The sequence below is a fragment of the Caulobacter sp. GW821-FHT12A07 genome (assembly GCF_058807655.1).
In genome coordinates, this window is the sequence record NZ_JBXAQX010000001.1 from 689334 (window position 1) to 715294 (window position 25961).

Here is a 25961-nt window from a genome sequence, read left to right on the forward strand (position 1 = left end):
GCCCCACGGGCCGCGACAATCGACCGCACCGCTACTAGCTCGCACAGGAAGTTCGCGCCATAAGAGAGCGGGAAGACTGCTGAGGGGCTCTCACACCATGAAGACCGCACTGCTGGCCGCCGCGGCCTGCGCCGTCCTGTCGCTCGCCGCCGGCACGGCCGCCAGCGCCGGCGAACTGATCGTCGGCGCCTACAAGCACGACGTCACCTTCATCGGCGAGGCCGTCGGCCTGGGCGCCGCCGGCCGCGAGGACGGCGTCGACCTGCACGTCGGCTACCGCACCGATCGCCTGGAGAACCTGCGCTGGCTGGGCAAGCCGCAGGTCCACGCTTTCCTGTCCCTGAACAGCGAAAACACCTCGAACTTCGTGGCCGCCGGCTTCAGCTGGCCGATCGACTTCGGCGACAAGGGCGGCTTCTATTTCCGCCCGGGCATGGGCCTGGCCTATACCGACGGCGAGACCAACCTGCCGCCGGTGAACCAGCCCGGCATCAGCCAGGCCGAGATCGATCGCCGCCTCAAGCTCTACTACACCCGCATCGATTTCGGCTCGAAGGTGCTGTTCCAGCCGGAGCTGAACCTGGGCTACCGCTTCAACGACCGTTGGGCGACCGAACTGTCCTATGTGCACCTGTCGAACGGCCAGATCTTCCACCAGGGCAAGAACCAGGGGCTTGACGATCTGGGCGTGCGACTGCTTTACGCCTTCTGACTTCGCGGGGGCCGCCTGACGGCCCCCCGTTCGTCACCTACAATCGAGACAACGTCCGCCGCCGAGTCCTGTCGAAGGGCCGCGGGCGCTACCGGGCAGGTGACAAGGCATATCTCTATCATGGCCAACGTGACCGTCGTGGGCGCCCAATGGGGCGACGAGGGCAAGGGCAAGATCGTCGACTGGCTCTCCAACCGGGCCGACGTCGTCGTGCGCTTCCAGGGCGGCCACAACGCCGGCCATACGCTGGTGGTGGACGGCAAGGTCTACAAGCTGGCCCTGCTGCCCTCGGGGGTCGTGCAGGGCAAGACCTCGGTCATCGGCAACGGCGTCGTCGTCGACCCGTGGCACCTGCTGGGCGAGATCGCCAAGATCGCCGACCAGGGCGTGGCCATCACGCCCGACGTGCTGATCCTGGCCGACAACGCCGCCCTGATCCTGCCGCTGCACCGCGACCTGGACCAGGCGCGTGAAGCCGCCTCCAGCCAGAAGATCGGCACCACCGGCCGCGGCATCGGCCCGGCCTACGAGGACAAGGTCGGCCGTCGCGCCATCCGCGTCGCCGACCTGGCCGATCCCGAAGCCCTGAAGCCGAAGATCGAGCGCCTGCTCAGCCACCACGGCGCCCTGCGTCGCGGCCTTGGCCTGCCGGACGCCGACGCCGGCGCGCTGTTCGACCAGCTGATGGAGATCGCGCCGCAGATCCTGGCCTACGCCCAGCCCGCCTGGCGCGTGCTCGACCAGGCCCACAAGGCCGGCAAGCGCATCCTGTTCGAAGGCGCGCAAGGCGCCCTGCTGGACGTCGACCACGGCACTTATCCGTTCGTCACCTCGTCCAACACCGTCGCCGGCCAGGCCGCCGCCGGTTCGGGCATGGGTCCCAAGGGTCCGGGCTACGTGCTGGGCATCGTCAAGGCCTACACCACCCGCGTCGGCGAAGGCCCGTTCGCCTGCGAGCTGCAGGATGAGGTCGGCAAGCACCTGGCCACGATCGGCCGCGAGGTCGGCGTCAACACCGGCCGTCCGCGCCGCTGCGGCTGGTTCGACGCGGTGCTGGTGCGCCAGTCGGTGGCCATCAACGGCATCGACGGCATCGCCCTGACCAAGCTGGACGTGCTGGACGGCCTGAAGACCCTGAAGATCTGCGTCGGCTACAAGATCGGCGACAAGATCCTCGACTACCTGCCCGCCGGCATGCGCGACCAGGCCGCCGCCGAGCCCGTGTACGAGGAGATCGAAGGCTGGAGCGAAAGCACCGCCGGCGCCCGCTCGTTCAAGGACCTCAACGCCAACGCCATCAAGTATGTGCGCCGCGTCGAGGAACTGATCGGCGCCCCGGTGGCCCTGCTCTCCACCAGCCCCGAGCGCGACGACACCATCCTGATGCGCGACCCGTTCGCGGGTTAAGCTTTTGAAACCTCTCCCATGGGGAGAGGGAGGGGCCCGCGCCGTCAGGCGTGGGAGGGTGAGGGGGTAGGACGTCAGCCGTCCTATCCCCCTCGCCCCTTGCCCTGTCCGGAAAGTCTGTAACCCCTCACCCTCCCATGCTTCGCATGGGCCCCTCCCTCTCCCTATGGGAGAGGTGAACCGAGGCGGGAGAAGGAACTCACGGGAGCCGACAATCCCCATAATGAGGACTACCTACGGTCGCGGTTAGCGATTGCTTAGGTCGGCAAGGCTACAACCCTCGTGTCACCAAGGGGGTCGCCTGATCTTGTCCGCGCGTCGAAAGCTCTCTCCGGTCCGCAAGCCGGACCGATTGACGCGCAGCCTGCGCGCCCTGGAGCGCACGGCCTCGACCAGCCGGGTGCTGAACCTGCTGGCCATCGCCGCCGACAGCCACAAGCGGCCGGAATATTCGCAGCATCCGCTGTTTCGCAACCGGGTCCTGAACAACGCCCTGATCGTCAAGCACCGCCTGCGGGCCGACGACCTGTTCCTGTTCGACGAAGCCCGCCCCACGGCGACCAAGATCATCATCCCGTTCGAGCGCAGCGACCTGTCGCTGGGCGGCCAGTCGTTCTTCGTGGGCCAGCGCGGCTGGATCGACCTGCTGCGCGAGGCCTGCAACGATCCCACCGACATGACGCGGGACCTGGCCACGCTGCGCATGATCGACATGCTGCCGTCGCTGGACCCGTTCCTGCTGCGCGAGCACCTGCGCCGCCACGGCATGATCGTGGCCCCCTGCTACTTCGCCCTGTCGCCCGGCGACCTGGAGCAGATGCAGGGCTTCGTCACCGTCGAGATCTCGCGGCTGATCGACCTGGCCTATCGCGACAGCGGCCGGGTCAACGGCGCGGCCGCCGCCCGCCTGGTCGAGGCCCTGCTGTCGACCGACGTCGACGAGCGGCTGGAGCCCCTGCGCGAGACCCTGGTCCTGGAGGGCGAGAGCTTCCGCGAGGGCGTCTTCAGCTGGAAGGGCTTCCTCTATTACAAGTGGATGCTGACGCGCCTGTGGCCGCAGCTGACCGCCACGGCCGGCGAGATCGGCCAGATGATCATCACCGGCGCCCGCGAGGCCGAGACGGCCCGCTATGTCGACGACGCCCGCAAGCGGCTGCAGCACGGGGTGGTGGTCGAGCGCGCCTCGATCCTGCGCACGATCAAGGTCTATGACGACGCCTTCGAGGACCTGATCGACAACGGCAAGCCGCAGGCCTTCCGCGAGTTCCTGCTGCGCGCGCCCGAGATGTTCCTGTCCCTGGGCGAGAAGGTCGGGGTGATCTCGCACATCGCCAGCTTCTGGCGCTACCGCTTCCCCGAGGGCCAGCCGGCCATCGTCGACGTGGAAGAGGCCGTCGACATCCTGCAGGACTTCGACTCCGGGTTGTCGGCCTCGCTGTCGATCTGAGATCGTCCACCTGAGGTAGGCGATCTGACGCAGAGGGCCCGCCTGGTCATCAAGCGGATTTTTACCCTCGCGCCTTAAGAGTCGGGGTCCGATCTTCCCGACCAGCGAGGAGGCCCCGCCCCGTGTTCGACGACAACCCCCGCACCCTGCAGCGCATCGCCGCCAAGATGCAGCGCGTGTTGGTCGTCGATCCGAGCAACGCGGCCGTCCGCCTGCTGGGCGACCAACTGCGCCACGTGGGCAATGTGCAGGTCTTCGCCGCCCCGACCATCGAGCAGGGCTGGGGCATGGTGCGCACCGTCGACCCGCAGATGATCTTCGTCGAGCACGCCAGTTCGGGCGCCGACGGCCTGGCCCTGGCGCGCAAGATCCGCCGCAGCGACCTGGCCTGCCGCCAGAACCCGATCATCATGTGCACGGCCGAAGCCACCGCCGAAGCCATCTTCGGGGCCCGCGACGCCGGCATCCACGAGTTCATGCGCAAGCCGTTCACGATCAAGGATCTGGAACGCCGCCTCGAGGCCGTGACCCTGAAGCCGCGCGACTGGGTGGAGGCCGTCCAGTACGTCGGTCCCGACCGCCGCCGCTTCAACTCGGCCGAATACAAGGGTCCGCGCAAGCGCAAGGCCGACGCCGCCGGCACCCCCGCCGCGCGCCTGTCGCAGGCCCTGCGCATCGTCAAATCCGCCGCCCAGTCGCTGGACAGCGATCCGGCCCAGGCCCGCCGCGCCCTGGCCGCCCAGGCGGCCGAACTGAACGCCGTCGGCGTGGCGGTGAAGGATCCGCGCCTGGTCGAGGCCGCCGCGGCTCTGGCCGGCTGCACCACGGCCGATTTCTCGGTCGGCGGCGGCCGCGCCGAACTGGTCAGGCGCATCGACGCCCTGATGGGCTTCATGACCGACGAGGGCAACGGCCGGGCGGCTTAGGGCCGCTTCAGGTCCGCCGACGCGAAACCAGCGCGAAACCGGCCACGCAGGCCAGGAACAGCACCACCGCCAGCTGGCCCAGGGGGACGTTCCCCTGCAGGCCCTTGTTCAGCAAAGCGATGCTGGCGAGCACGCCCAGGATCAGGGCGACGAAGGCGAGGCGGCGGAGGAGAACCTGCGACATGGGGCCAGGCTAGCACGCCTTTTCGTACGGGAAAGTCGGACGCATCGACGAGCCTCTCCTCCCCCGTGAAACGGGGGAGGTGGCGCGGCGCCATCGGCGACGTGACGGAGGGGGCGACCGCCGGCGCTGCGCCCAGTCTCTCCCCCTCCACCACTTCGTGGTCCTCCTCCCCCGCGAGCGGGGGAGGAGCGTCTAAACGAAAACGCCGCGACAGCTGGTCGGCTGTCGCGGCGTCTCGTGTCTGAGAAACCCCTCATCCGTCGGCTTTCGCCGACACCTTCTCCCGCAAGGGGAGAAGGCTCGGGATCTGGATCAGAACGCCATGCGGGCGATCAGCTGGAAGGCCGGGCCGGCTTCTTCCGATTCCAGTTCGTATTCGGCGTAGTTGCGCGCCTTCTGGTCGGCCAGGCTGTCGAACTTGTCGAAGCTTTCCTTCTTCTTGCCGTTCAGCAGGTTCGAGCCGGTCAGGCGGATGGTGGTGCGCTCGCCGATGCGCTTCTCGACGAAGATCTCCAGCTCGCCGCCGTAGGTGGTGTGGACCTCCTCGCCGATCAGGCGGTCGAAGGCCTCGCCCTGCTTGCGGTAGGTGGCGCCGAAGGCCGCGCCCAGCTTCGGCAGGTCCTGGATGAAGCCGACATTGGCCACGTACTTGGCCTGGCCGTTGAAGCGACGCTTGCCCAGCACGTCCGAGATCTCGCTGTCGAGCCAGGAGTAGTTGAAGAACACGCCGGTGTTCTCCAGGCCCACCACGGTCAGCGGGGTCGAGAGGTCGAACTCGAGACCCCAGACCTTGCCGTCGCCGACGTTGCGCGACTGCAGCACGCTGGCCGTGCCGCCGGCCGAGCCCACGACGCCGGTGTCGGCCAGTTCGATCAGGTCGGTGACGTCGCGGTAGAAGAAGTTCACGCCCGCCACGCCCTGGCGGCCGAGGCGGCGCTCATAGCCGACGTCCAGGCCCCAGGCGGTTTCCGGCTTCAGGTTCGGATTGCCGATGAAGTCGTTGTCGCCGTACTCCTCCTCGAGAACCGCCGGCGAGATCTGGTCGAAGCCGGGGCGGCGCACGGTGCGGGCCACCGAGGCGGTGACGCGATCGTCGTCGGTCAGGCTCCAGCGCAGGTGGGCCGAGGGCAGCAGGATGGCGTAGTCGAGGCTGGTGTCGCGAAGGGCGGCCGCGGCCGTCTCGTCCGTGATCGAGACGTCGGTGGTCTCGTAGCGCAGGCCCGCTTCCCACTTCACGTCGCCGGCCTTGCCCGACAGCTGGGCGTAGGGATCGACGCGCTTTTCCTCGATCTGGTTCACGCCGCCGGGGACGGCTTCGTAGGGGTTGCTGACCGCGGTCGCGCCGATGTTGTAGCGGTTGCGCAGGGTCTGGATGTCGCTGTCGCGGCTCTTGTCCTGCAGGTCGACGCCGAACTCCAGCTTGGCCGCGCCCAGGTCACGCTCGTGCTTCAGCTTCAGCGTGGTCTCGGTGTCCTCGATGTCGGTCGTGGTCCGATCGAAGGTGTAGCGCGGCTTGGAGCGGTTGTAGTCGGTGTCGTCCTCGCGGTCGAAATCGGTCTCGGTGAAGCGGGCGTAGGTGACGCGGGCCGAGCCGACGCCGCCGAACATCTCGTGCTTGTACTTGGCCGACAGGGTCAGGGTTTCCTGGTCGGTGTCGACGATCTGGTGGTTGATGGTCAGCAGGTTGCCGCCGGTGGTCTTGCCGAACACGATCGGCGCGGTCGAGCCGCCGGTGCGGGTGTTGTACTCGAGCGAGTATTCGTCCTGCTTGCGGTCGGTCTTGACGTAGAAGGCCGACAGGTCGAGGTCGCCGCCGGCCAGGGGCGTCTGGTAGCTGGCGTTGAACGAGTAGTCGGTGCCGTTGCGCACGTCGCTCTGGTCTTCGCGGTTGACGAAGGCGCCGTTCGGGCTGGCGTAGCGCAGGCTGGTCTTTTCCTTGGGGTTGCGGCGGCCCTGCAGGTTGGCGCCCAGCAGCAGGCGGCCGGGGCCGACCTGGCCGCCCCAGACGCCGCCCAGGGTCTCGCGGATGCGGCCGTCGTTGAAGCCCAGGGCCCCGACGCGGAAGAAGCCGCCGTCCAGCGAATAGGCGTCGCGCAGCACGATGTTGACGGCGCCGGCCAGGGCGTCGCCGCTACGGTTGGCGCTGGCGCTGCGGACGATCTCGACGCGCTCGATCAGCTCGGCGGGGATGCGGTCGACGAAGAACGAGCGGTCGACGCCCGAGCCGGGCACCTTCTCGCCGTTGATCAGCACCTGGGTGTAGCCCGGATCCAGGCCGCGCATGCGCACGCCGTCCGATTCCAGAACGTCCGACAGGAAGGCCACCGAGGGCACGCGCTTGAGGGCGTCGCCGGCGGTCAGGGGCTCGAAGCGCTGGAAGTAGTCGAGGCCGTATTCGAGGACCGGGGCGGTCTCCTCGCTGCGGTTGCGGTAGGCGATCTGGGCCTGGACGACGACTTCCGAGGCCGTGACCGGCTCTTCGGCGGTGGCGATCGGAGCGTCGGCGAGATCGGCGGCCGCGGCCTGGGCCGCCATGGCCAGGGGCGCGAGGGCGCACAGCGCCAACAGAGCGGTCTTCTTCATCGAAACATCCCCCACTTCGCGGCCGGGCATGACACCGGGTGACGCGCGTGTTTTTGTCGGGGCAGGGCATAGTTTCGCCACAACCTGGGGGCCAGAGAAGTTTCGGCGACAGTTTTATTGCGAATTTATGTAGCGGCGCGGATGATCCGTGCCCTGACGATCCCTCTCCCCTTGCGGGAGAGGGTGGCCCCGCGGAGCGGGGTCGGGTGAGGGGTCGCACAAACGCAAAACGCCGCGACGGCCTTTCGGCTGTCGCGGCGTTTCATTTCTGAGAAACCCCTCATCCGTCGGCTGGCGCCGACACCTTCTCCCGCAAGGGGAGAAGGATCAGCCGAGGCAGGTCCGCGAGATCTCCGCCCGCAGTTCGGGCAGGCCCAGGCCCTTCTCCGACGAGGTGGCCAGCACCCGCGGGAAGGCGGCCGGGCGCTTGGCGACGGCCTTGGTGGTTTCCTCGACGACCTTCTCGACTTCCGCCGGCTTGATCTTGTCGGCCTTGGTCAGGACGATCTGGTAGGAGACCGCCGAGATGTCGAGCGCGTCGAGCGCCTCCGCATCGACCTTCTTGAGGCCGTGGCGGGCGTCGATCAGCAGGTAGACCCGCTTGAGGTTGGGCCGGCCGCGCAGGAACTGGCGGCCCAGGTCCTGGAACTTGCTGGCCGTCGAGCGCGAGACGCGCGCGAAGCCGTAGCCCGGGAGGTCGACCAGACGCAGCTTCTCGGCCAGCAGGAAGAAGTTGATCTCCCGCGTGCGGCCCGGCTCGTTGGAGGCGCGGGCCAGGTACTTCTGGCCGACCAGACCGTTGATCAGGCTCGACTTGCCGACGTTGGAGCGGCCGGCGAAGGCCACTTCCGGCAGGTCGGAGGGCGGCAGGCCGTCCATGCGGACGGCCCCCATCATGAACGAGACCGGCTGGGCGAACAGCACCCGGGCCGCCTCGATCTCGTCTTCGGTGAAGATGGGATCGATCGGATCGGTCATCAGGTGGCCGTCGCGGTCTGCTTGCCGGTCAGGCGAGCCACGATCTGGTCGATCGGGTTGTCGACCTTGTAGCGGCGCATGATGATGTACTGCTGGATAATGGTCAGGACGTTCGACCAGCACCAGTAGATCACCAGGCCCACCGCGAACTGCGACAGGGTGAACATGAAGATCAGCGGGAAGAACTGGAAGATCTTCTGCTGCATCGGATCGCCCGCCGGCGGGTTCATCGCCGTGGTCAGCCACATGGTGAAGCCGTACAGCAGCGGCCAGACGCCGATGTGCAGGGGGCCGCCCAGGAAGTTGCCGATCAGCGGGGCCGTCGCCGGATCCCACGGGATCAGGCCGAACAGGTTCATGAACGTCGTCGGGTCACGCGCCGACAGATCCTGGATCCAGCCGAAGAACGGCGCGTGGCGCATTTCGATCGTGACCGTCAGCACCTTGTACAGCGAGTAGAACACCGGGATCTGGATCAGCATGGGCACGCAGCCCATGAACGGGTTGATCTTCTCCTTGGCGTACAGCGCCATGGTTTCCTGCTGCAGCTTGGCCGGGTCTTCCTTGTTCTTGGCCTTCAGCTTTTCGACCTCGGGGGCGATCTTCTTCATCTTGGCCATGGACTCGTAGCTCTTGTCCGCCAGCGGATAGAGCAGGAGCTTCAGGGTCACGGTCAGCAGCATGATGGCGATGCCGAAGTTGCCGACCAGCTTGTAGAAGATCTCCAGCACGTTGAAGATCGGACGGGTGATCAGGGCGAACATGCCCCAGTCCACGGCGTCGTCGAAGCGCGGGATGTCGGCCTTGCGCTTGTCCCAGAAGGCCCAGCCGTTGGGGGCGTTGCCTGCGTACTCGTACTGGCGCAGCAGCGGCACGGTCTTGGCGCCGGCGAACAGGCGGGTGGTCTCGGTCAGGGTCTGGCCGGGGGCCAGGGCGCGCGCCGCGGCGGTGTAGTTGGCCTCGTAGACATCGACGCCGGAGACGGGCGTGACCTTGTAGCGGGCCGTGATGGCCTCGTCCTGGCTCGGGATCAGGGCCGCCAGCCAGTACTTGTCGGTGATGCCGGTCCAGCCGCCCTTGGAGGAGAACTCCTGCAGCGGCTTCTTCTTTTTCCAGTCCTGGTACTTGGCCTGCTTCAGCTCGTAGCCGTCCTGGCCCAGGATGCCGATGCCGCCCTCGTGGACGATGTGGTTCTTGCCCAGATCGGTGGGGATGCCCCAGCGCTGCACCGAGGCGTAGGGCGCCAGGGTCAGGGTCTGGCCACCCTGGTTCTTGACGCTGTCGGACACCGTGAACATGGCGTCGGCGTCGACCGAGAGCGTGCGGGTGAAGATCAGGCCCTGGCCGTTGTCATGCGTCAGCACGACCGGCGAGCCGGGGCGCAAGGTCGCGCCGGCCGGAGCGGTCCAGACGGTGTTGGCGTCCGGCAGGCCCGCCGGATTGGCGCCGGCCCAGCCGAATTCGGCGAAGAAGGCGTTCTCGGCGCCGGTCGGGCGCAGCAGCTCGACGGGCGGGGCGTTCTTCTTGGTGGTCTGGCCGTAGCGCTTGAGCCACAGGTCGTCGATCCGCGCGCCCTTCAGGGCGATCGAGCCGGCCAGGGCCGGGGTGTCGACGGCGATCCGCGGGCTGGCGGCCTTGGCGACGTCGCGCGACAGCTTGATCGGCTGGGGCGAGCCGTCCGGACCAACGGTCATGCCGGGAGGCGCGACGGCGGCCTGGGCCTCGGCGGCCTTCTTGGCGCGGGCGGCTTCTTCCATCTTCTTCTGGTTCGGGCCCAGCACGAAGAATTGGTAGCCGAGAAGGATCGCGAACGCGCTGACGATGAAGACCAGCGTGTTCTTGTTGTCGTTCTGCATGGATGACTTAACCGGGATCGGAGGGCTTCGACGCAGGCGCGTGCGAAGAGGGTGAGGCGGGCGCGGCAGGGGCAGATGGAGAGGGATGTCTCCCCCCGCGGTCTATTTCGGCCGCGAGGCTTATCAGCGCGGCTTTTACATCGTCAAGCAAACGCCCCCAGGGCCGCGAGCGCGTACCGCCGCGGGCGATGAACACATAGTCGCAACCGGGCCGTCCATGAAGGGGCAGAAGGAGCCTCGCGGCCTCGCGCAGGCGTCTTTTCGCGCGATTGCGCTCCACCGAGCCGCCGACCTTCTTGGAAGCGGTGAAGCCGACGCGGATCAGGGCGTCGTCGTCGCCTCGCGGGCGCAGCTGCATGAAGACGGCGCCGCGCGACAGCGAGGGAGCCTTGGCGGCCTTCAGGAAGTCGGCGCGCACCTTGATGCGCTCGATCTTCGGGCCCTTGGGGTCGGGCGCGAGAGGTTCGGCCAGGGGGACGGCGGAAACCTGGGAATCGGTCATGAAAAAAGCCGCCCTTTCCGGCGCAGGCTGGAGGCCTGGTTCTGGGAAGGGGCGGCTTTTGTCATGTCGTACGATCCTGCCGGAGCAGGAAAGAAGAGCGGGAGACCCGCTCTTAGGCCGTCAGGCGCTTGCGGCCCTTGGCGCGACGACGCGCGACGATCTTTTGGCCGTTCTTGGTGGCCATACGCGTGCGGTAGCCGTGACGGCGGGCTCGCACGAGCTTCGACGGCTGGAATGTCCGCTTCACGACGTGGCTCCGAATTACAATAGCGTTGACGCGGACAACCTTGCGGCCGCCGCGAGTGAGGGGCGGTGGATAAGCGAGGCGGCCGGGGATGTCAACCGCGCAAAGCGCCGGAAGCTGAGTCAGGGCAAGGGGTTGGCCCCCTACCCTCTCGCCCTACCCTCTGGCCGCGCCCAGCAGCACCAGCGCGAAGATCGACCAGTCCAAGGTAATGTGGGCGATCAGCGAGGACCAGACACTGCGGGTCAGCAGATAGGGGACGGTCAGCGCCAGCCGCGAGACGCCGATGACCAGCAGCACCTGGGCCAGGTTCCAGCCATAGGTCGATAGGTGCAGCAGGCCGAAGATCGCGGCCGACAGGATCCAGGCGGCCAGAACCGAAGACCGCAGGGCCAGTCCGAACCGGCGATGAAACAGCGCCAGCAGCGCCAGGAACGGCAGGATGGTGATCAGCTCCTCGCCCAGCAGCTGCGGCGCGGTGCCGGCGATGAAGACGACGCGCTCCCAGCCGTCCAGCCGCGTGAGCAGGCCCGCGACCGGATTGACGGCGACGCCGCCGGCCTTGGTGAAGACCAGGGCGACCGCGCTCGACAGCAGCAGGGCGAGGGGAACGGTCAGCAGGCCGGCTAGCACGTCGGTCAAGGTGAGACGCGGGAATAGCGCCGTCCAGCCCTGGCCGGCGGCCGCCCTCAGCGCCAGCAGCGGCATGGCGGCGAACAGCACCGGCCCGGCCAGCGCCATCGGACCGCCCGGCGCGCGCGCCAGCAGCATCAGCGCCACGAAACCGGCGACGCAGCTTCCCAGCACCATGACCCACCAACCGGCCGACAGGCCTTCGGGCGCGGCGCGGATATAGGGAAAGTCTCGCGGGGTCGGCCCTGCCATGATCGAAGCTCCACTGCGCGGGCGACTATGGCGACGCTTCGCCATGGCTGTATAGCGCTCGCCCCTCGCCTTGCGATGGATGGGCAGAAATTGCGGCCCGCTGCTGCTATCACCGACCGGTCGGCGCAACGGGAGCCTGCTTCGTGGACCTGCTGAAGATCCTGAGGAGCTTCGAGGAACTGCTCTTCGAAGCCATGACCTGGCTCTACTTCTACCCGCGCACCATGCTGCGGATCGTCAGCCGGCCGATGACGGCCATGGCCTATTCCGACCGCGAGGAAGGCCAGCCCGAGGACCTGCGCTACGACGACGCGCTGAGCCCGCCGGTGCTGCTGATCATCACCCTGGTGATCGCCAACGCCATCGGCTGGGCGGTCCACGTGCCCCAGCCGGCCAACGCCCCGCCCCTGGCCAAGGCGCTCTACGATTCCCAGCAGAACCTGCTGATGTTCCGCTGCCTGCTGTTTGGCCTCACGCCGCTGGTCGTGACCCTGACCCGGCTGCGCAAGCAGGGCGTGGCGATTTCGCGCCAGACCCTGCGGCGGCCGTTCTACGCCCAGTGCTACCTGGCCTCGCCGGTGGCGCTGTGCGTGTCGCTGGGGCTGATGGCCGTGCAGCGCGGGACCCCGGCCCTGGTCGGGGCCGGCGCGGCGGTGATCCTGGCCTCGACCGTCTGGCTGATCGTGGCCCAGACCCGCTGGCTGTCGCGGCATCTGTCGATCCCGCCGGCCCGCGCGGCCGTGACCGCCGTGGCGGCCCTGGCGCGCGCCCTCTTCTACATGCTGCTGATCCTGATCCCGCTGGCCCTGGCCTGAAGGCCAACTCCCGGGTCGATCGACATTCACCGGCCTGAGCTTATTTTTCACCGAGCATCCCCGCGAAGGCGGGGACCCAAGCAGAGGTCGAAATCGATCTACGGTCGCGCCTCATCCTGAAATCCAGCTTGGATCCCCGCCTTCGCGGGGAAACACGGATTTGAAGGTCTCAAACGCCGAGCGTCGATCCACCCTGGCGGTCAGTACGGCTCGATCGAGCGGACCTGGCCGTCGGACGAGGCGAAGCAGCGCGAGCGATAGGGGCCGGTGGCCATGGTCAGCTCCCAGTCGCCGCGCCCCAGGTCGCGGACGCTGATCGGCACGCTGCTGCCATAGGGACGGTTCTGGAACGCGTCGGCCCGGCGCGAGCAGGCGTCCTGGGCCGCGCGCGGGGCGTTACGGACGTAGCGGGTGTTGGCGTAGCGGCGGTTGTCGCGCTCGGACTGCCCGGCCAGGAAGCCCTCGTGATAGCCCTCGGTCTCGTGCCGGTCGTCATAGTCGGAGCCGTAGAGGGCCGCCTGGTAACCGCGCTCGTATTCGTCGTCGTGGGCGCGGTCGGCGTCGCCGTGCTTCTGCTTGTGAGCCGCAAGGGCGGCGGCCAGGCCGACGATGGCCACCCCCGCCACGACGGCGGCGGCCTTGGAGTCAGAGCTCTTCTTGCGGCACAGGTTGCGGGCCTCGACGATGGTCAGGTAGCGGCCGTCGCGGGTGGTGACCTGGACGCAGTCCTCGCCCCGCCGCCAGTAGCTCCACTTGGCGCTGCCGCCCTCGTCCACATGGTCGAACTCATAGCCCCGCCGCTGCAGCTCGCTTTCGCCGCCCGCCGCCCGGGCGCCGATCAGGTCGCGCAGGTCGCCGGGGATCTGGGCCCAGGCGGGCGGAACCGCGCTTGCGGAGACGAGCGCGGCGAGCGCGACGGCGGCGGCGATCCGGCGGCGAACGGACATGGCGTTTCCTTGGGGCTGCGGCGACCACTTCGGGTTGAACCATGGCGCATGGCGCTCGCAAAGGTCATTCACGCGCAGAGACCGACAAAAGGTCGCGGCGCCGAGCCGAAGATTTCCGGCGCCGCGTTAAACGGCGGTCAAACATGCTCGAGCTAAGGTCGCGCTTCTTCCTTTCGCGGCCCGCACAGGCCTCCAGGAGCGCCTCGTGCCGCAGCGTCCGGATCCTCGTTCAACCTCACGGACACCGGTGTCGTCGCCGGCGTCCAACGAGAACGGCGGCTGGCGGCGCTATCGGCATCTGAAGGTCGAGGCGGCGCTGTTCCTGCTGATCGCGGTGACCTTCGCCGCGCTGCTGGGCAAGGGCGCCCTCACCCGCCAGAGCCTGGCCCTGACGCCGCAGTCGGACCAGGTAATCGCCTACGCCTTCTCCGACGCCGAGACCGGCGGCCGCTCCAGCGTCACCCCCGATCCGCACCGGCAGATGGCCTGGCGCTGCGACATCCGGGCGGCCGTCACCTATCCCTATTGCGGCTACGGCCTGCAGCTGACCACCGGCGGCGCGAGCAAGGGGCTCGACTTCACCCGCTACCAGAGCATCACCCTGCGGCTGACCTACAAAGGCGGCGGCGACCGGCTGAAGCTGCAGGTCAAGACCGCTCCGCCGGCGGCCCTACGTGGCAAGGTCGGCGACCAGGACGTGCCGCTGGTCCTGGAATTCCCGGTCGATCCGGGCGCCAACGAGATCCGCCTGCCGCTGGACCGCCTGACCGCCGAGGGCTGGTGGGTCAGCAGCCACGGCGTGTCGCCCCGCGACGCCGCCCCGAACCTGGCCGACGTGCGGGCGATCGCCATCACCACCGACGACGCCGCGCCCGGCCCGCTGACCGTGTCGCTCGACGAGATCGACCTCGAGGGCGTCTCGCTGTCGGACGGCCAGTGGTACCTGATCATCCTCGGCGTCTGGCTGGTGGTGACCGGCGGCTTTCTGGTCGGGCGCCTGCTGGGCATGCGCCGCGAGTTCGAGACCCGCCAGCGCCGCCAGGCCAAAGAGGCCCGGGTGATGGGCGAGGCCCGCGCCGCCGCCGAGGCCGCCAACGCCGCCAAGTCGCAGTTCCTGGGCCACATGAGCCATGAGCTGCGCACGCCGCTGAACGCGGTGATCGGCTACAGCTACTGGCTCAGCCGCGGCGCGCTGGACGACAGGCAGCGCACGGCCGTCGACGCCATCCGCTCCAGCGGCGAGCACCTGCTGGCGATGATCAGCGACATCCTCGACATCGCCAAGATCGAGGCCGGGCGGCTCGACCTCCAGCCCGCCGCCTTCGACCTGCGCGCCTGCCTTGACGAGATCGACCAGATGTTCCGGCTGCGGGCCGAGGAGAAGGGCCTGGCCTTCGCCGTCGAGCTGTCGGCCGACGCCCCGCGCACCATCGTCGCCGACCCCAAGCGCCTGCGCCAGGTGCTGATCAACCTGCTGGGCAATGCGGTGAAGTTCACCGACCAGGGCCGCGTGTCGCTGAGCGTCGAAAGCCTCGAGCCCGAAGCGGGCGGCGAGGCCCGCCTGCGCTTCACCGTCGAAGACACCGGCGTCGGCGTCGCCCCCGACCAGCTGGACGCGGTCTTCCGCCCCTTCGAACAGGTCGGCGACCCCGCCCGCCACGTCGGCGGCACCGGCCTTGGCCTCAGCATCACCCGCCAGATCGTCGAGACCATGGGCGGCGAGATCACCCTGGACAGCACACCGGGCCTGGGCAGCCGGTTCGTGGTGGAGACGCCGGTGGGGGTGGAGGCGGCGGCGGTGAGGCGGCTGGCCTGAAAAGAGCCTCTGGAAAAGGGCGGAACCTTTTCCTCGGCTTCACTCCCTGTCGGCCACCGGACGGAAAGCCGCGCGCGCCGCCGCCGCCGAACTCAGTTGCAAGAATGGCCCGTCCTCGTTGATCCCCAGAACCAGCATTTCCGCGCTTCTCGTCCAAAGGAGATCGGGCATGGTCACCGAAAAGGTCACATGCCGATCATCGAAGCCGATCGGCGCGACACCCAACGATCGCCTCCGGAACCAATCGTCTTGCTCGATCAGCTTCGCGAGTTCCTTTTCGCGGGGTACATGCGCCCGCTTCATCTCGAAAGCCCTTCTGATCAGCCCGGCGAAATACAGCGAGCGCGACGGACTGGCCATGGTGCGCGCGATCCGACGCGCCTGATGCCCCACGGCCAGCCAAAGGCTATTCGCGCGAGAGTCCAGCCAGCGAAAATCCTGGAGATTCAGCAGCAGATGCTTGTCGTGTGCAAACGTTCTCGCAATCGAACCAGCATCGGCGTATTCACTCAATACAATTCCACTCACCTTATCTACGTCAATTATTTTATCAGAAAAATCAGATCCCAAATATCGCTGATATGGTGATATTTTAAAATTTATATATATACGCGAACCACCAATAAATTGATCATACTCTACAAGACCAGCACCATCTTCGTCAAAACTTGAAAAATAATTCTCTTTGACATTCCAACCCATACTCAGAAGAAATCTCTGCGCCGTATGGTAGTAGATTAGGCCTATTGACTGACGACTCGAGGACGCTCCACGGGTGAGAATGGCTGCGTCATGCGTAGGCCAACCCGCCTTGCGCTCCAGTGCGAAATCCTGACTCTTCGGAAAAATCAGCTCCCGGTACCGCGCTGCTGGGCGTTCCTCTCTGGCTGAGTGAAGCAGCAACGCCTGTTCCGGACTTAAGCGGAGCTTCCAGGCGCGCCCGAAAAGCTGGAACCAGATCCCCTCTCGATCAGACACCTCCGAACGCGCACTGACGAAGGTTCGAAGATCGGACTGCCGCATGAGGTCGGCGAGAGACGGCCAGTCGGCGCCAGCTAGACCGATCAGATCACGAATGGACGTCGAGAATAGGGCGTCCTTGCGCTGTCCACCGATCCCCAGCGGAAGTGGGACGAGGATGGTCGGCGTCGAGACGTCCTGCTCCACCAATTTCGAGAAGCTGCGGAAGCGGTCCTCGCGTCCATCGACGCCAACGATGCGAATGAGCCCGCTCGGCGCGCCCCAGCGCCATTTCCGGTCCCATCTAGGAACCTCCCCCCGCCCGCCGAGCTCAAGAGAAAGCTTGGGGCCCGCGAAACCCACGCACGCATCCTGAAAGACTTCCTCCTCGTCAGGACCGAAAGCGACGATGTCGAATGGCAGCCGCTGGGACTGATTCCGATAGCTCGCCAGGAGTTCTGGGTCGTGGAAGAATAGCAGGATAGTGACTTGGAACCCCTCGTTCACCGCCCGGGACGCCTCCCCCACCCGCTCCGGCGCATCCAGCTGGGTGCGCGCATCCGTCCGCACCTTGCTGCGATCCAGGCCCGGGAACGCCATCCCCCGCAAGTCCTGGCCGCGCATATCGGCGCCATCCATGCGCGTGCCGACGTACATGGTCGCGGGATCGAGGCCCGCGATCCTGGCCAGTTCGCGCAAATCGTCGGTCTCGGCGCGGAGCACGCGCGCGACCGCCGACAGCCAGGACTCGCCCTCAGACGGCATCGGCGAACGTCATCACCAGAACCAGTTCGGCAAAGGGATCGCTCATGTCGCCGGCGACCAGCCCTTCCTCCGAAAGCAGGGTGCGGATGGCGGCCTCGGCGGCCAGTTCGCGGTTCCGGCCGATCTTGCCCAGGAGCCCGCCCGTCAGCACCACGTTACTGATCTCCAGGTCCTCGCGCAGGCAGCGCACCTCGACCCGAACCGCGCCCGGAAGGCTTCGCGAGCCGGCGGGACGCCCGTCCTTGATCTCGCCGCGCGGCGCCTTCCTGGCGTCCCAGGGCCGCCCCGACAGCACGGCCTCGCCGAGCTCCGGCACTATGAGCCAACGTGGCTGCCCATCGCCCGTGTTCATCTGCGTCACGCCCAGGCCCTTGTAGGCGCGGCTGGCGCTGACCGTGCAGTCCTTGCTGGCGGCGAGAGCCAGGTGCGCCTTGGCGTTCGCCTTGGCTTGAACGCCCGTAGCCGACGCCCCGCCCTGGCCGTTCAGGGCCAGGCCGACCTTCTTGCTGATCTTGGCCTTGGTCTCGACCTTGCCGACCACCTGGCCGACGGTCTCACGGGGAACGGACTCGCCGCCGATATGGGCCGGCTCGTGCATCGGCACGAGCACGATCACCTCGGCGCGCTTGAGGCCCAGCCTGAACCGCACCCCTGACGGGTCGCCGCCGCCGATGCGGCCGACGCCGAAGACAACGTCGACATGCAGGTCGGCCTTGGCCCGCCCCTGCTCCAGGGCCGCGTGCCAGGCCTCGACGCTCACCACGTCGGCCAGGGCTCTACGTCGATTGCTGTCGGCCACGTCTCCCTCCGAAGCCGGAAGCGTGCCGCATCATCCACCTGAGGTCGAGCCGGAAATCTCACCGTCGGCGACGGCGATTTCGGTTGGGCGAGAGCCTCAGCTCCCCGCCTTCACCGCTTCCCACGTGCGGGTGCCGCCGCCCTGGCCCAACGCGGCGCGGAGCCAGGCGAGGTTGTTGTCGACGACCTGGGGCGGGAGGTCCTGGCGGGCCAGTTTCTCGGCTTCGTCGACGCGGCCTTGCAGGCCGACGACGAGGGCCAGGTTCTGGCGGATCTGGATGGTCGAGGACGGCAGGGTCGCGGCCTTGCGCAGCAGGGCCTCGGCGCCCGGCAGGTCGCCGTGGCCGGCCAGGTACATGGCCAGGTTCGCCGCCGGGGCGGCTTCGTTGGGGGCCAGGGCGACGGCCTGGCGGTGGGCGGCCAAGGCCTCGTCGTCGCGCTTGGACTGTTCGTAGGCGACGCCCAGCAGGGTCAGCGGACGCCAGTCGCGCGGGGCGGCGGCGGCGGCGGCCTTGGCCGGCTCGATGGCGAAGAAGCCCTCGCCGCGCGCCACCTGCACGCGGGCGGATTCCAGCAGGGCTTCCTGGTCGTTCGGCGTGGCGACCAGCACGCGGCCGACCGCGTCGGCGGCCTCGTCGTAGCGGCCCAGGGTGCGCAGGGCCTGGGACAGGCCCACTCCCGCCTCGGCGTCGCGCGGATCGGCCTCGACCTCGGCGCTCCAGAAGGCGGCGCGGGCCAGGGGCTCCATCCGGCGGACCTCGGCGCGCTCGGCGGGGCTGGCCTTGCGGCGCGCGGGGGCCGGGGCGGAGACGGACGCGTCACTCGTCGTGGACGCCTTGCCCTTGTCGGCGGCGAACGCCGGGACGGCGGCCAGCAGCAGAACGGGTGCGAGAACGGTTGCGAGCAGGGCGGGCTTGCGACACATGAAAGGGCAGTCTCCGGAGAGGTAGGGTCGAGCATCGCCCGGCCCCCTCAAGGAATCGTTAAGCATAAATCCGCGAAAGCCCCGGCCCATGACCGAACCCCTGATCGCCGCCTCCTCGCGCGGCGCCGCCGACGGCCCCGTGATCCCGGTGCACGCCCTCTACGAAGACGAGGTCGCGGCGTTCCTGGAGGCGCGGCCCAGCTTCGTGCGCGGCTTCGCCAAGCTGTCGGACTTCAGCGGCAAGGCCGGCCAGGTGGTGGTCGCCCCCACCCCGGAAGGCGCCCTCGACCGCGTGCTGTTCGGCCTGGGGCAACGGGTTTCCAAGGGGATTAAGGCCGACGCCATGGCCTTCCGCGCCCTGCCGGCCAAGCTGCCGGCCGGCGACTATCGCCTGCACGCGACGCCGGAGGGGCTCGACGCCGGCCAGATCGCCCTGGCCTTCGCCCTGGGGACCTATCGCTTCGACCGCTTCAAGGCCCGGGGCGCCGACGGCGCGCGACGCCTTGTCGCGGCCGAGGGCGTCGATCTTTCCGAGGTCCAGGCCATCGTCCACGCCTGCGCCCTGGCCCGCGACATGGTCAACAGCCCGGCCAACGCCATGGGCCCGCGCCAGATCGAGACCATCGGCCGCGAGATCGCCGAGCAGTTCGGCGCGAGCTTCTCCGCCATCGTCGGCGACGACCTGCTGACCGAAGGCTATCCGGCCGTCCACGCCGTGGGCCGCGCCGCCGTGCCCGAGCGCGCGCCGCGCATGCTGGAGCTCCAGTGGGGCGACGAAAAGCACCCGGTGGTCGCCCTGGTCGGCAAGGGCGTGGTGTTCGACACCGGCGGTCTCGACATCAAGCCCTCGGCCGGCATGCGGCTGATGAAGAAGGACATGGGCGGCGCCGCCCACGCCCTGGCGCTCGCCCGCATGGTGATGGCCGCCAAGCTGCCCGTGCGCCTCATCGTGCTGGTGCCGGTGGTCGAGAACGCCATCGCCGGCGACGCCATGCGGCCGGGCGACGTGCTCGACAGCCGCGCGGGACTGACCATCGAGGTCGGCAACACCGACGCCGAGGGCCGCCTGATCCTGGCCGACGCCCTGACCCGCGCGGCCGAGCATTCGCCGGCCCTGACCATCGACCTGGCCACCCTGACCGGCGCGGCGCGCGTGGCCCTGGGCCCGCAGGTGATCCCGTTCTACACCCCCGACGACGCCCTGGCCGGCCAGATCGAGGCCGGCGCCCGCGCCGCTTCGGACCCGGTGTGGCGCATGCCGCTGTGGGACGGCTATCGGGAGGCGCTGGAAAGCGACATCGCCGACCTGAAGAACGACCCCGACGCCTGGGCCCAGGCCGGCTCGGTGACCGCCGCCCTGTTCCTGCAACGCTTCGCCCCGACGACGGGGTCGTGGGCGCACCTCGACATCTACGCCTGGAACCCCAAGGGCGCCGCCGGCCGGCCCAGCGGCGGCGAGGCCCAGGCCATTCGCGGCCTCTACGCCATGCTGAAGAGCAAGTTCGCCTGATGGCTCCGGATCGCCGCCTCACCCTGGCCCGCCCCAACCTCGCCGACCTGGCTTTGGAAGGGATCGTCGCCGCCGAGCGCTACGACGCCCCCAAGGCCCGCCAGGTCGCCGCGCCCACGGCCGCCCTGCGCAAGACCCCCGCGCCGGACGCCGAGCAGGAAAGCCAGCTGCTGTTCGGCGAGCGCTTCGCTGTGCTCGACGTCAAGGACGGCTTCGCCTGGGGCCAGGCGGCGCGCGACGGTTATGTGGGCTGGGTGGCGGAGGCCGATCTCGCGCCCCTGGGCGAGCCCGCGACCCATCAGGTGTCGAGCCTGCGCACCTATGCGTTCAGCGAGCCGGACATCAAGTCGCGGCCCGTGGGCCTCTATTCCCTGAACGCCCTGGTGACGGTCGAGGCCCGCGAGGGCCGCTTCGCCAAGGGCGCGGGGACAGGCTGGTTCATCGAGGCGCACCTGGCCCCCATCGGCGTGGCCACCGCCCCCGACCCGGCCGCCACGGCCCTGTCGTTCCTGGGCGCGCCCTACCAGTGGGGCGGGCGGGAAAGCCTGGGGCTGGACTGCTCGGGCCTGGTGCAGCAGGCCCTGGCCGCCTGCGGCAAGGCCGTCCCGCGCGACACCGACATGCAGTTCTCGTTCCTCCAGCCGATCGACGAGACCGAACGCCGGCGCGGCGACCTCGTCTTCTGGAAAGGCCACGTGGCGATCCTGCTCGACCCCGACACCATCGTCCACGCCAACGCCCACCACATGGCCGTGGCCGTGGAGCCCCTGGCCGAGGCCGTGGCGCGCATCGAGGCGGCGGGGGTGGGACTGCCGACGGGGTGGCGGCGGGTTTAGGGGTCCGCCGGTCTCGGTCGGTCGTCGCGACCGGGCGAACTTCGCGTCGCCGAAGGGCGGAAGGCAGTCATGCAGATCGATGGCTCTGGCTGACTGCTTAGCGCCAATAGCTGCCGTTGGCGCAGCTCCCAGGCCAGCGCACGATCACTACCGATTTTGCCGCAACTCCACCTTAGGGTAAGCTGGCAACTAATACTCAAGGTGCTGCGATGTTGAAATGGCTTGCACGGCTTATCCGCCGACTGTTCTCAAACGAGCAAGCCAACCCTCTTGCCCACGCCACGCGCACCACTTCCGAGCTTCGACCGTCAGTTCAGCCCGCCCCTATCGAATGGGCCGCGCGCCCCGTACCCAAGGCGAGCACGACCCCCTCGGCGCGACCAAGTTGGATACCGTGCCACCCCCGCACAAGGGCGCAATTCAAGGCGGAGATGATCTGCAGCCACGGCCACCGGCTCGTATTGTCGAGCCACAGGATCAGAGCCGACGGAACCGTCGTGCCGAGCGTCGTCTGCAGAACGCCGGGCTGCTCCTACCACGAGATTGTTCGCCTAGTAGACTGGGACGGCGGGGAACTCGCCTAAGTCAGGCTGCAAGGACATTTTCGGGACCAGCCAGAACGTCCGGCGAAAACTCTCGCCCCTCGTCATCGAAGGCGTAGAGACTGCTCATTCTGTGCCCGTTCCAAAGGAACCTGTAGTGGTTCGCCTGTAGCGTTCGCCCCAAAACCGATCCATTGAGAATAGAAACGCAGTGCCCGCTGGGCCGTTCAGGCGCGACGTAAAGGACACCGTCCACGTCGAAGGGCACGGTTTCACCCAACGCCCGCCACTGCTCATGGCTCAGATGCGCTCCTAACGGCCTGAAGTCCAGGAACAGGCCATCGATAGGCGTGGCAAGCATGCGCATATCAAGACCAACCGCAGGCTCTTCAGTACGCCTCAGGAAGCGCTGGCGACGCGCCACCGACACCGCCAAGGCAGTCTGTTTATCGGAAGCCATCTCGAGACAAGGCCGGTCGGGTCCGAAAAACAGGCTGCCCTCCGGGTTGGAGTAGGCAAACGGAGCCAAATTCCAATTCTGCAATCGACTGGATGGTCCAGCATCGTTGACCGCGTCAGCCAGACGCTGCGCAGCCTGCAGTCTTGGATTGGTAAGATTTTCTATATCGACGAGGCTATCGATACGGTCATTCGCGATCAGACCATCGTAAATGGACACGGGGGGAAACCGCGACGGTATCAGGCGATACCCCGTCAGCTTCCACGAGACCCGACCTGCTTCATCCGCCGCGTTGAGCATCAAGGTACCACCGTACTCGATAGAGATCCGAGAACTTACCCGTCAACATTATATCTAAGGCAGTCGCACCTTCGAAGAATTCATTTTTCCGCCTGAGCCAAGCACGCCCGCGCTCTTCGGCAGGAAAAAGGATCTGAAGCGACTTCCAGACGCCGAGCACGTGAGAAATTCGCTCGACTGTATCTGGCGGAACTGCTCCGCCATCCTTCTTCCATTTGAAAAATGTAGATCTCCCTGGCGAACCGAGCAGGCGTATCTGTTCGTCGGTCGAGAGATCCCATTTATCGGCGAGAGCGAAGAAAGCCTCTAGCTCCACCGGAATCGGTAATGGCCTGGCGCCGTCGACGCCAGGCTCATGCGCTGTTCGCATAGGCCCTCCAGTGTGAAAACGGACTTGACGTCCGATTTAGTCCAAATGTAGATAGTCCATATGTGGACCGCAAATCCACATTAGTCCAGAAACAAGGGCTGTCAACCAACGGCGCCGCCGAACGGAGAAAGCGAACATGTCTACCCTCGACCGCGCCGCGACTACGGCGCTCCATATCAACGGCAAGGAAGTCGCCATTCCGGACGCGACGCCCACCGCCCGGGACGCGCTGCTGGCGGGCGGCTTCAAGCCGCCGAGCGAGCACCAGCTCCTCTCGATCGATGGCGGTCGGATCCGGAACTGGCCCCACGAGGAGGTCCTGCCGCCCGAACTGCGCCGCTTTCGAGCCTTCGAGACCGACAATCTCTGGGCCTTCACCGTGGACGAGGTATCCCAGGTTTGGGGCGCAGCGACCGCCGATGTGAGCGAACTGCTCGAAATCTTCGGCGTCGATGACCAGCATGAGCTGGTCCTCGAGCGAGACGGCGAGCCCGACCTGGTGCTGGCCCAGGACGGCGAGGTCGAGTTCGGACCGAAGGGGGTCGAGGACCTGGTGACGCGTCGCCGCCGACCGGAAAAGGTGCTGGTGTCGGTGCTGACCACCAACGGTGTCTTTCCGCTGGAGGGCGTCATCCGCGTGGAGCCGGACACCCTCGTCTCGGACGTGCTCGCACGTGCGGCCCGCAAGCTGCACCTGACCGATACCTCGGACTGGGTGGTGAGCTTCGACGGACGGGACGTGAACCCCGCACTCACGTTCGCCCAGAACAGCCTTTCCGGCACGGTAGCCCTGGCCTGGAACGCGCCGGAGGGCGGCGGCGGTGCTTGAGTTTGTCTCCAAGCGCATGTTCGACGAGGCGGCCTCGAAACTCACGCCCCGGCTCTTGAAGGGCTATGGCTGGAGACTGGTCGAGGCCGCCTATCCCACTCTGGACATCGTGTTCGAAGAGGGGGCCACTCCCCCTCTTCGCGTGCGCTTGACTTGTGATGGCTGGAACGATCAGCCGCCGTCGATCGCGCTTTTGACCCCCGGGGGCGATCCGCTTCAAGCTGGCGGAAACGACCCCGTCTACGGGCCGATGTTCGCGCGCAGCAACTCGGTGTTCAACGCGGGCGCCCACGAGATGACCCAAAGACCTTTCGTCTGCATGAGGGGATCGCGCGAGTTTCATACGCACTCGGGGCACCGCGCTGAAGCGTGGGAGAATTATCGGGGTCAATCGGGAAACGACTTGGTTGGACTGGTCGTCCAACTCTGGCGAGTCTGGAAGGGAAAACGATGACACGCCTCATCATTGGACGGGCCGCTCTGGAAGACACGCTCACGCGATTGCGTGCGGGCGGTGCGCTTGGCCAGGAGCGGATGGTCGTATGGCTTGGGCGGGACACAGCAACCGGTGAAGGAAAGGTCCGGGACGTCTATGAGCCGGAGCAGGTCTGCGAGAGAGACCGCTTTTATCTTCCCCCCTCCAGCATGACGGCCTTGATGCGGACGCTCGGCCAAACTCGGTCCAAAATCCTGGCTCAGCTTCACACCCACCCGGGACCGGCATTCCATTCCGAAGCCGACGCGGCGTGGGCGATTATCCGACATCGAGGCGCCTTGTCGCTGGTTCTGCCAGGCTTCGCCGCGACTACGTCCGCCAAGACCTTCCTCGACGAAGTGATGACCTACGAGTTTTCGCCGGACGGCGAGTGGGAACTCGTCCCCAACACCTGCCTGGAGATCACTCAGTGAGCGCCGCCCTGGAAACTGCCCGGATGCTCGCCTCGATGATTGGTGTGGATGAAGACGAGGCGACGGCGAAACTGCAGCGGACCATCCTCGTAACCGTCGCTCCCTCCCGACAAGGTTGGGCGGGCGAGATCGAGGCTATGACTGGACGGACCGTGACGACAACGCGTGACGTCGGCGTGCCGGTTGATCTGGAATTGGTGATCGGCCCTGCCGAACCGGTCTCGGACGGCCCGGTCCTGTTCGCGGATATCGGCGCCGAGAGAGTTGTCGCCAGTACGGAGAGTGTGAGACGGCCGGCAGGCAATCCCGCCGCACTGTTCGAGGCTGCGACCGCACCGATTATTGCGGCAATGGCTATCCGAGCGGCCATCTCGGATGCGCGGTTGCCCGCCGCGGCTGATCCACTCGACCTCCAAGCGAAGGAATTCGGCATTCCCAACCTCTCTGTCGGTGAGGTGATCCCGCTGAACGGAGTGGTCATGGTCGGCGCCGGCGCGGTCGCTCATGGATTCCTGAGAGCCTTGCGGCACGTCCCGGTCGAAGGTTCCATGGACGTTGTCGATCCCAAAGAAGTCGGTGCGGGCAACCTCAATCGTTGCCTCTATCTGCAGCCGGGCGATGAAGGCGGCGGTAAGGCCGAATTGCTTGTGGAACGTGCTCAACCGGACCTCTCCGGGCTCCGGATAAGCGCTTTCAAGCAGGAGTTTGCCGATTGGGCCAAGGACAAGCCTCCCGTGTCCACCATGATCGTAACGGTGGACAGCCGTGTTGCCCGTCGAAAGCTCCAGAAGTTCGTGCCCGGCCGAGTTTTGGACGCCTCCACCACCGACGTTCGCTTTGTCGTCGTTCACTCAAATCGACAGCCATCGGACGGAGCCTGCCTAGCTTGCCTCTACCGGCATACGCCCGACGAACATGCGCGCGAAACGTCGATCGCCGAGGCTTTGGGCCTCGACATCGACACGATCCGGACGGGCTTCGTCACCTTGGAAGTCGCCGAGAAGATCGTGCAGCGCTATCCGGGGCGTGATCCAAAGGCCCTGGTGAACAAGGCTTTCGACTCTCTATTTCGGGAACTCTGCGCAACCCAGGCCCTCGCATCCCCGGAGGGGCGCCAGGTCCTCACCCCGTTCGCATTCGTATCCGCGATGGCGGGCGCGCTCTTGGCGATCGAACTTGTACGCCAACACGTCGGCTACCCTGAGACAGGAGGCTGGCAGGTCGATCCGTGGCGAGGTCCGGTCGGTCGAACCCGGCGCTTCGTATCAAAAACGCCAGGCTGCGAGTTCTGCGCTGATCCCGTCTTCGTCAGCACGATCGAGCACTTCTGGGGCCGCAACGAGGAATAGCTGCCAGACCTGCGGCGCTCTACCAGAGGCAAAACGAAACTTTGCGTTTCGTGGATCACATTGACCGCAGACCGGACCATCCCAACGTCAGCGAAGACGCCACGAG

At 67.2% G+C, this 25961-nt stretch carries 25 protein-coding genes; 12 read left to right on the plus strand and 13 right to left on the minus strand.

Features of this window, described 5'->3' with window-relative positions; translation table 11 throughout:
- The first annotated feature begins 97 nt into the window (after positions 1-97).
- The 4 genes from AC1RRS_RS03240 (at position 98) to AC1RRS_RS03255 (ending at position 4492) form a co-directional block, all read left to right on the plus strand.
- Positions 98-712 carry an acyloxyacyl hydrolase gene (locus AC1RRS_RS03240; RefSeq protein WP_487290424.1) on the plus strand — a complete coding sequence of 205 codons (615 nt, stop codon included), beginning with the start codon at positions 98-100 and terminating at the stop codon, positions 710-712.
- Positions 713-832: 120 nt separating this feature from the next.
- Positions 833-2119, plus strand: a complete 1287-nt coding sequence (locus AC1RRS_RS03245) for an adenylosuccinate synthase (protein WP_110118348.1) — start codon at positions 833-835, stop codon at positions 2117-2119.
- A 301-nt stretch (positions 2120-2420) separates the two neighbouring features.
- On the plus strand, positions 2421-3566 hold the full coding sequence (locus AC1RRS_RS03250) for a hypothetical protein (RefSeq protein WP_492854001.1): 1146 nt from the start codon (positions 2421-2423) through the stop codon (positions 3564-3566).
- A 122-nt stretch (positions 3567-3688) separates the two neighbouring features.
- Entirely contained in the window at positions 3689-4492 is an 804-nt protein-coding gene (locus AC1RRS_RS03255; RefSeq protein WP_110118347.1) for a response regulator, read from the plus strand.
- A 7-nt stretch (positions 4493-4499) separates the two neighbouring features.
- Here AC1RRS_RS03255 and AC1RRS_RS03260 read toward each other — a convergent pair whose 3' ends face one another.
- From AC1RRS_RS03260 to AC1RRS_RS03290, 7 genes are all read right to left on the minus strand, one after another.
- On the minus strand, positions 4500-4676 hold the full coding sequence (locus tag AC1RRS_RS03260) for a hypothetical protein (protein ID WP_492853915.1): 177 nt from the start codon (positions 4674-4676) through the stop codon (positions 4500-4502).
- A 312-nt stretch (positions 4677-4988) separates the two neighbouring features.
- Entirely contained in the window at positions 4989-7259 is a 2271-nt protein-coding gene (locus AC1RRS_RS03265) for a TonB-dependent receptor plug domain-containing protein (protein ID WP_492853916.1), read from the minus strand.
- Positions 7260-7586: 327 nt separating this feature from the next.
- Positions 7587-8237: a ribosome biogenesis GTP-binding protein YihA/YsxC gene (gene yihA, locus AC1RRS_RS03270; protein WP_492853917.1), complete on the minus strand. Its 651-nt coding sequence runs from the start codon at positions 8235-8237 to the stop codon at positions 7587-7589.
- Positions 8237-10093: a membrane protein insertase YidC gene (gene yidC / locus AC1RRS_RS03275; RefSeq protein ID WP_487290419.1), complete on the minus strand. Its 1857-nt coding sequence runs from the start codon at positions 10091-10093 to the stop codon at positions 8237-8239. Before yidC ends, yihA begins: the two co-directional genes overlap by 1 nt.
- A gap of 7 nt (positions 10094-10100) precedes the next feature.
- Entirely contained in the window at positions 10101-10595 is a 495-nt protein-coding gene (gene rnpA, locus AC1RRS_RS03280) for a ribonuclease P protein component (RefSeq protein WP_492853918.1), read from the minus strand.
- Positions 10596-10707: 112 nt separating this feature from the next.
- On the minus strand, positions 10708-10842 hold the full coding sequence (gene rpmH / locus AC1RRS_RS03285; RefSeq protein WP_110118343.1) for a 50S ribosomal protein L34: 135 nt from the start codon (positions 10840-10842) through the stop codon (positions 10708-10710).
- A 153-nt stretch (positions 10843-10995) separates the two neighbouring features.
- A complete protein-coding gene (locus tag AC1RRS_RS03290; protein ID WP_492853919.1) occupies positions 10996-11724 on the minus strand; it encodes a CPBP family intramembrane glutamic endopeptidase in 729 nt (242 codons plus the stop codon).
- Positions 11725-11867: 143 nt separating this feature from the next.
- Here AC1RRS_RS03290 and AC1RRS_RS03295 point away from each other — a divergent pair, with 143 nt between their 5' ends.
- Positions 11868-12539 (plus strand): hypothetical protein, encoded by a 672-nt coding sequence (locus tag AC1RRS_RS03295; protein WP_492853920.1) that lies wholly within the window; start codon positions 11868-11870, stop codon positions 12537-12539.
- 200 nt (positions 12540-12739) lie between these two features.
- Here AC1RRS_RS03295 and AC1RRS_RS03300 read toward each other — a convergent pair whose 3' ends face one another.
- A complete protein-coding gene (locus AC1RRS_RS03300) occupies positions 12740-13486 on the minus strand; it encodes a hypothetical protein (protein ID WP_492853921.1) in 747 nt (248 codons plus the stop codon).
- A 247-nt stretch (positions 13487-13733) separates the two neighbouring features.
- On the opposite strand from AC1RRS_RS03300, the gene AC1RRS_RS03305 reads away from it, so the two are divergent.
- Entirely contained in the window at positions 13734-15302 is a 1569-nt protein-coding gene (locus AC1RRS_RS03305) for a sensor histidine kinase (protein WP_492853922.1), read from the plus strand.
- Positions 15303-15341: 39 nt separating this feature from the next.
- Here the strand turns inward: AC1RRS_RS03305 and AC1RRS_RS03310 are convergent, their stop codons facing one another.
- From AC1RRS_RS03310 to AC1RRS_RS03320, 3 genes are all read right to left on the minus strand, one after another.
- On the minus strand, positions 15342-17027 hold the full coding sequence (locus AC1RRS_RS03310) for a hypothetical protein (protein WP_492853923.1): 1686 nt from the start codon (positions 17025-17027) through the stop codon (positions 15342-15344).
- Entirely contained in the window at positions 17017-17826 is an 810-nt protein-coding gene (locus AC1RRS_RS03315; protein ID WP_492853924.1) for a hypothetical protein, read from the minus strand. The genes AC1RRS_RS03310 and AC1RRS_RS03315 overlap by 11 nt, the downstream gene beginning before the upstream one ends.
- A 96-nt stretch (positions 17827-17922) precedes the next feature.
- A complete protein-coding gene (locus AC1RRS_RS03320) occupies positions 17923-18750 on the minus strand; it encodes a tetratricopeptide repeat protein (protein ID WP_492853925.1) in 828 nt (275 codons plus the stop codon).
- A gap of 88 nt (positions 18751-18838) precedes the next feature.
- Here AC1RRS_RS03320 and AC1RRS_RS03325 point away from each other — a divergent pair, with 88 nt between their 5' ends.
- Together AC1RRS_RS03325 and AC1RRS_RS03330 are read left to right on the plus strand one after the other, a co-directional pair.
- Entirely contained in the window at positions 18839-20260 is a 1422-nt protein-coding gene (locus AC1RRS_RS03325) for a leucyl aminopeptidase family protein (protein WP_492853926.1), read from the plus strand.
- Positions 20260-21096, plus strand: a complete 837-nt coding sequence (locus AC1RRS_RS03330) for a C40 family peptidase (RefSeq protein WP_492853927.1) — start codon at positions 20260-20262, stop codon at positions 21094-21096. The genes AC1RRS_RS03325 and AC1RRS_RS03330 overlap by 1 nt, the downstream gene beginning before the upstream one ends.
- A gap of 585 nt (positions 21097-21681) precedes the next feature.
- On the opposite strand, the gene AC1RRS_RS03335 is transcribed toward AC1RRS_RS03330, so the two are convergent.
- Positions 21682-22398 carry an RES family NAD+ phosphorylase gene (locus AC1RRS_RS03335; protein ID WP_492853928.1) on the minus strand — a complete coding sequence of 239 codons (717 nt, stop codon included), beginning with the start codon at positions 22396-22398 and terminating at the stop codon, positions 21682-21684.
- Positions 22379-22768 (minus strand): antitoxin Xre/MbcA/ParS toxin-binding domain-containing protein, encoded by a 390-nt coding sequence (locus AC1RRS_RS03340; protein WP_492853929.1) that lies wholly within the window; start codon positions 22766-22768, stop codon positions 22379-22381. Before AC1RRS_RS03340 ends, AC1RRS_RS03335 begins: the two co-directional genes overlap by 20 nt.
- A gap of 136 nt (positions 22769-22904) precedes the next feature.
- On the opposite strand from AC1RRS_RS03340, the gene AC1RRS_RS03345 reads away from it, so the two are divergent.
- The 4 genes from AC1RRS_RS03345 to AC1RRS_RS03360 are packed head-to-tail and all read left to right on the plus strand — an operon-like array spanning position 22905 to position 25855.
- Positions 22905-23597 carry a hypothetical protein gene (locus AC1RRS_RS03345; protein ID WP_492853930.1) on the plus strand — a complete coding sequence of 231 codons (693 nt, stop codon included), beginning with the start codon at positions 22905-22907 and terminating at the stop codon, positions 23595-23597.
- On the plus strand, positions 23590-24051 hold the full coding sequence (locus AC1RRS_RS03350) for a hypothetical protein (protein ID WP_492853931.1): 462 nt from the start codon (positions 23590-23592) through the stop codon (positions 24049-24051). The genes AC1RRS_RS03345 and AC1RRS_RS03350 overlap by 8 nt, the downstream gene beginning before the upstream one ends.
- On the plus strand, positions 24048-24506 hold the full coding sequence (locus AC1RRS_RS03355; RefSeq protein ID WP_492853932.1) for a hypothetical protein: 459 nt from the start codon (positions 24048-24050) through the stop codon (positions 24504-24506). The genes AC1RRS_RS03350 and AC1RRS_RS03355 overlap by 4 nt, the downstream gene beginning before the upstream one ends.
- Positions 24503-25855 (plus strand): ThiF family adenylyltransferase, encoded by a 1353-nt coding sequence (locus AC1RRS_RS03360; RefSeq protein WP_492853933.1) that lies wholly within the window; start codon positions 24503-24505, stop codon positions 25853-25855. The genes AC1RRS_RS03355 and AC1RRS_RS03360 overlap by 4 nt, the downstream gene beginning before the upstream one ends.
- The last annotated feature ends 106 nt before the right edge of the window (positions 25856-25961 follow it).

Excerpts from the sequence above, each read along its gene's own strand:
- AC1RRS_RS03330 (WP_492853927.1), top strand. The coding sequence starts at position 20,260 with ATGGCTCCGGATCGCCGCCTCACCCTGGCCCGCCCCAACCTCGCCGAC.
- AC1RRS_RS03260 (WP_492853915.1), bottom strand. The coding sequence starts at position 4,676 with ATGTCGCAGGTTCTCCTCCGCCGCCTCGCCTTCGTCGCCCTGATCCTG.
- AC1RRS_RS03325 (WP_492853926.1), top strand. The coding sequence starts at position 18,839 with ATGACCGAACCCCTGATCGCCGCCTCCTCGCGCGGCGCCGCCGACGGC.
- AC1RRS_RS03265 (WP_492853916.1), bottom strand. The coding sequence starts at position 7,259 with ATGAAGAAGACCGCTCTGTTGGCGCTGTGCGCCCTCGCGCCCCTGGCC.
- rnpA (WP_492853918.1), bottom strand. The coding sequence starts at position 10,595 with ATGACCGATTCCCAGGTTTCCGCCGTCCCCCTGGCCGAACCTCTCGCG.
- AC1RRS_RS03290 (WP_492853919.1), bottom strand. The coding sequence starts at position 11,724 with ATGGCAGGGCCGACCCCGCGAGACTTTCCCTATATCCGCGCCGCGCCC.
- AC1RRS_RS03355 (WP_492853932.1), top strand. The coding sequence starts at position 24,048 with ATGACACGCCTCATCATTGGACGGGCCGCTCTGGAAGACACGCTCACG.
- yihA (WP_492853917.1), bottom strand. The coding sequence starts at position 8,237 with ATGACCGATCCGATCGATCCCATCTTCACCGAAGACGAGATCGAGGCG.
- AC1RRS_RS03335 (WP_492853928.1), bottom strand. The coding sequence starts at position 22,398 with ATGCTCAACGCGGCGGATGAAGCAGGTCGGGTCTCGTGGAAGCTGACG.
- AC1RRS_RS03320 (WP_492853925.1), bottom strand. The coding sequence starts at position 18,750 with ATGTGTCGCAAGCCCGCCCTGCTCGCAACCGTTCTCGCACCCGTTCTG.
- AC1RRS_RS03240 (WP_487290424.1), top strand. The coding sequence starts at position 98 with ATGAAGACCGCACTGCTGGCCGCCGCGGCCTGCGCCGTCCTGTCGCTC.
- AC1RRS_RS03345 (WP_492853930.1), top strand. The coding sequence starts at position 22,905 with ATGTCTACCCTCGACCGCGCCGCGACTACGGCGCTCCATATCAACGGC.
- AC1RRS_RS03245 (WP_110118348.1), top strand. The coding sequence starts at position 833 with ATGGCCAACGTGACCGTCGTGGGCGCCCAATGGGGCGACGAGGGCAAG.
- AC1RRS_RS03310 (WP_492853923.1), bottom strand. The coding sequence starts at position 17,027 with ATGCCGTCTGAGGGCGAGTCCTGGCTGTCGGCGGTCGCGCGCGTGCTC.
- yidC (WP_487290419.1), bottom strand. The coding sequence starts at position 10,093 with ATGCAGAACGACAACAAGAACACGCTGGTCTTCATCGTCAGCGCGTTC.
- AC1RRS_RS03340 (WP_492853929.1), bottom strand. The coding sequence starts at position 22,768 with ATGCGAACAGCGCATGAGCCTGGCGTCGACGGCGCCAGGCCATTACCG.
- AC1RRS_RS03300 (WP_492853921.1), bottom strand. The coding sequence starts at position 13,486 with ATGTCCGTTCGCCGCCGGATCGCCGCCGCCGTCGCGCTCGCCGCGCTC.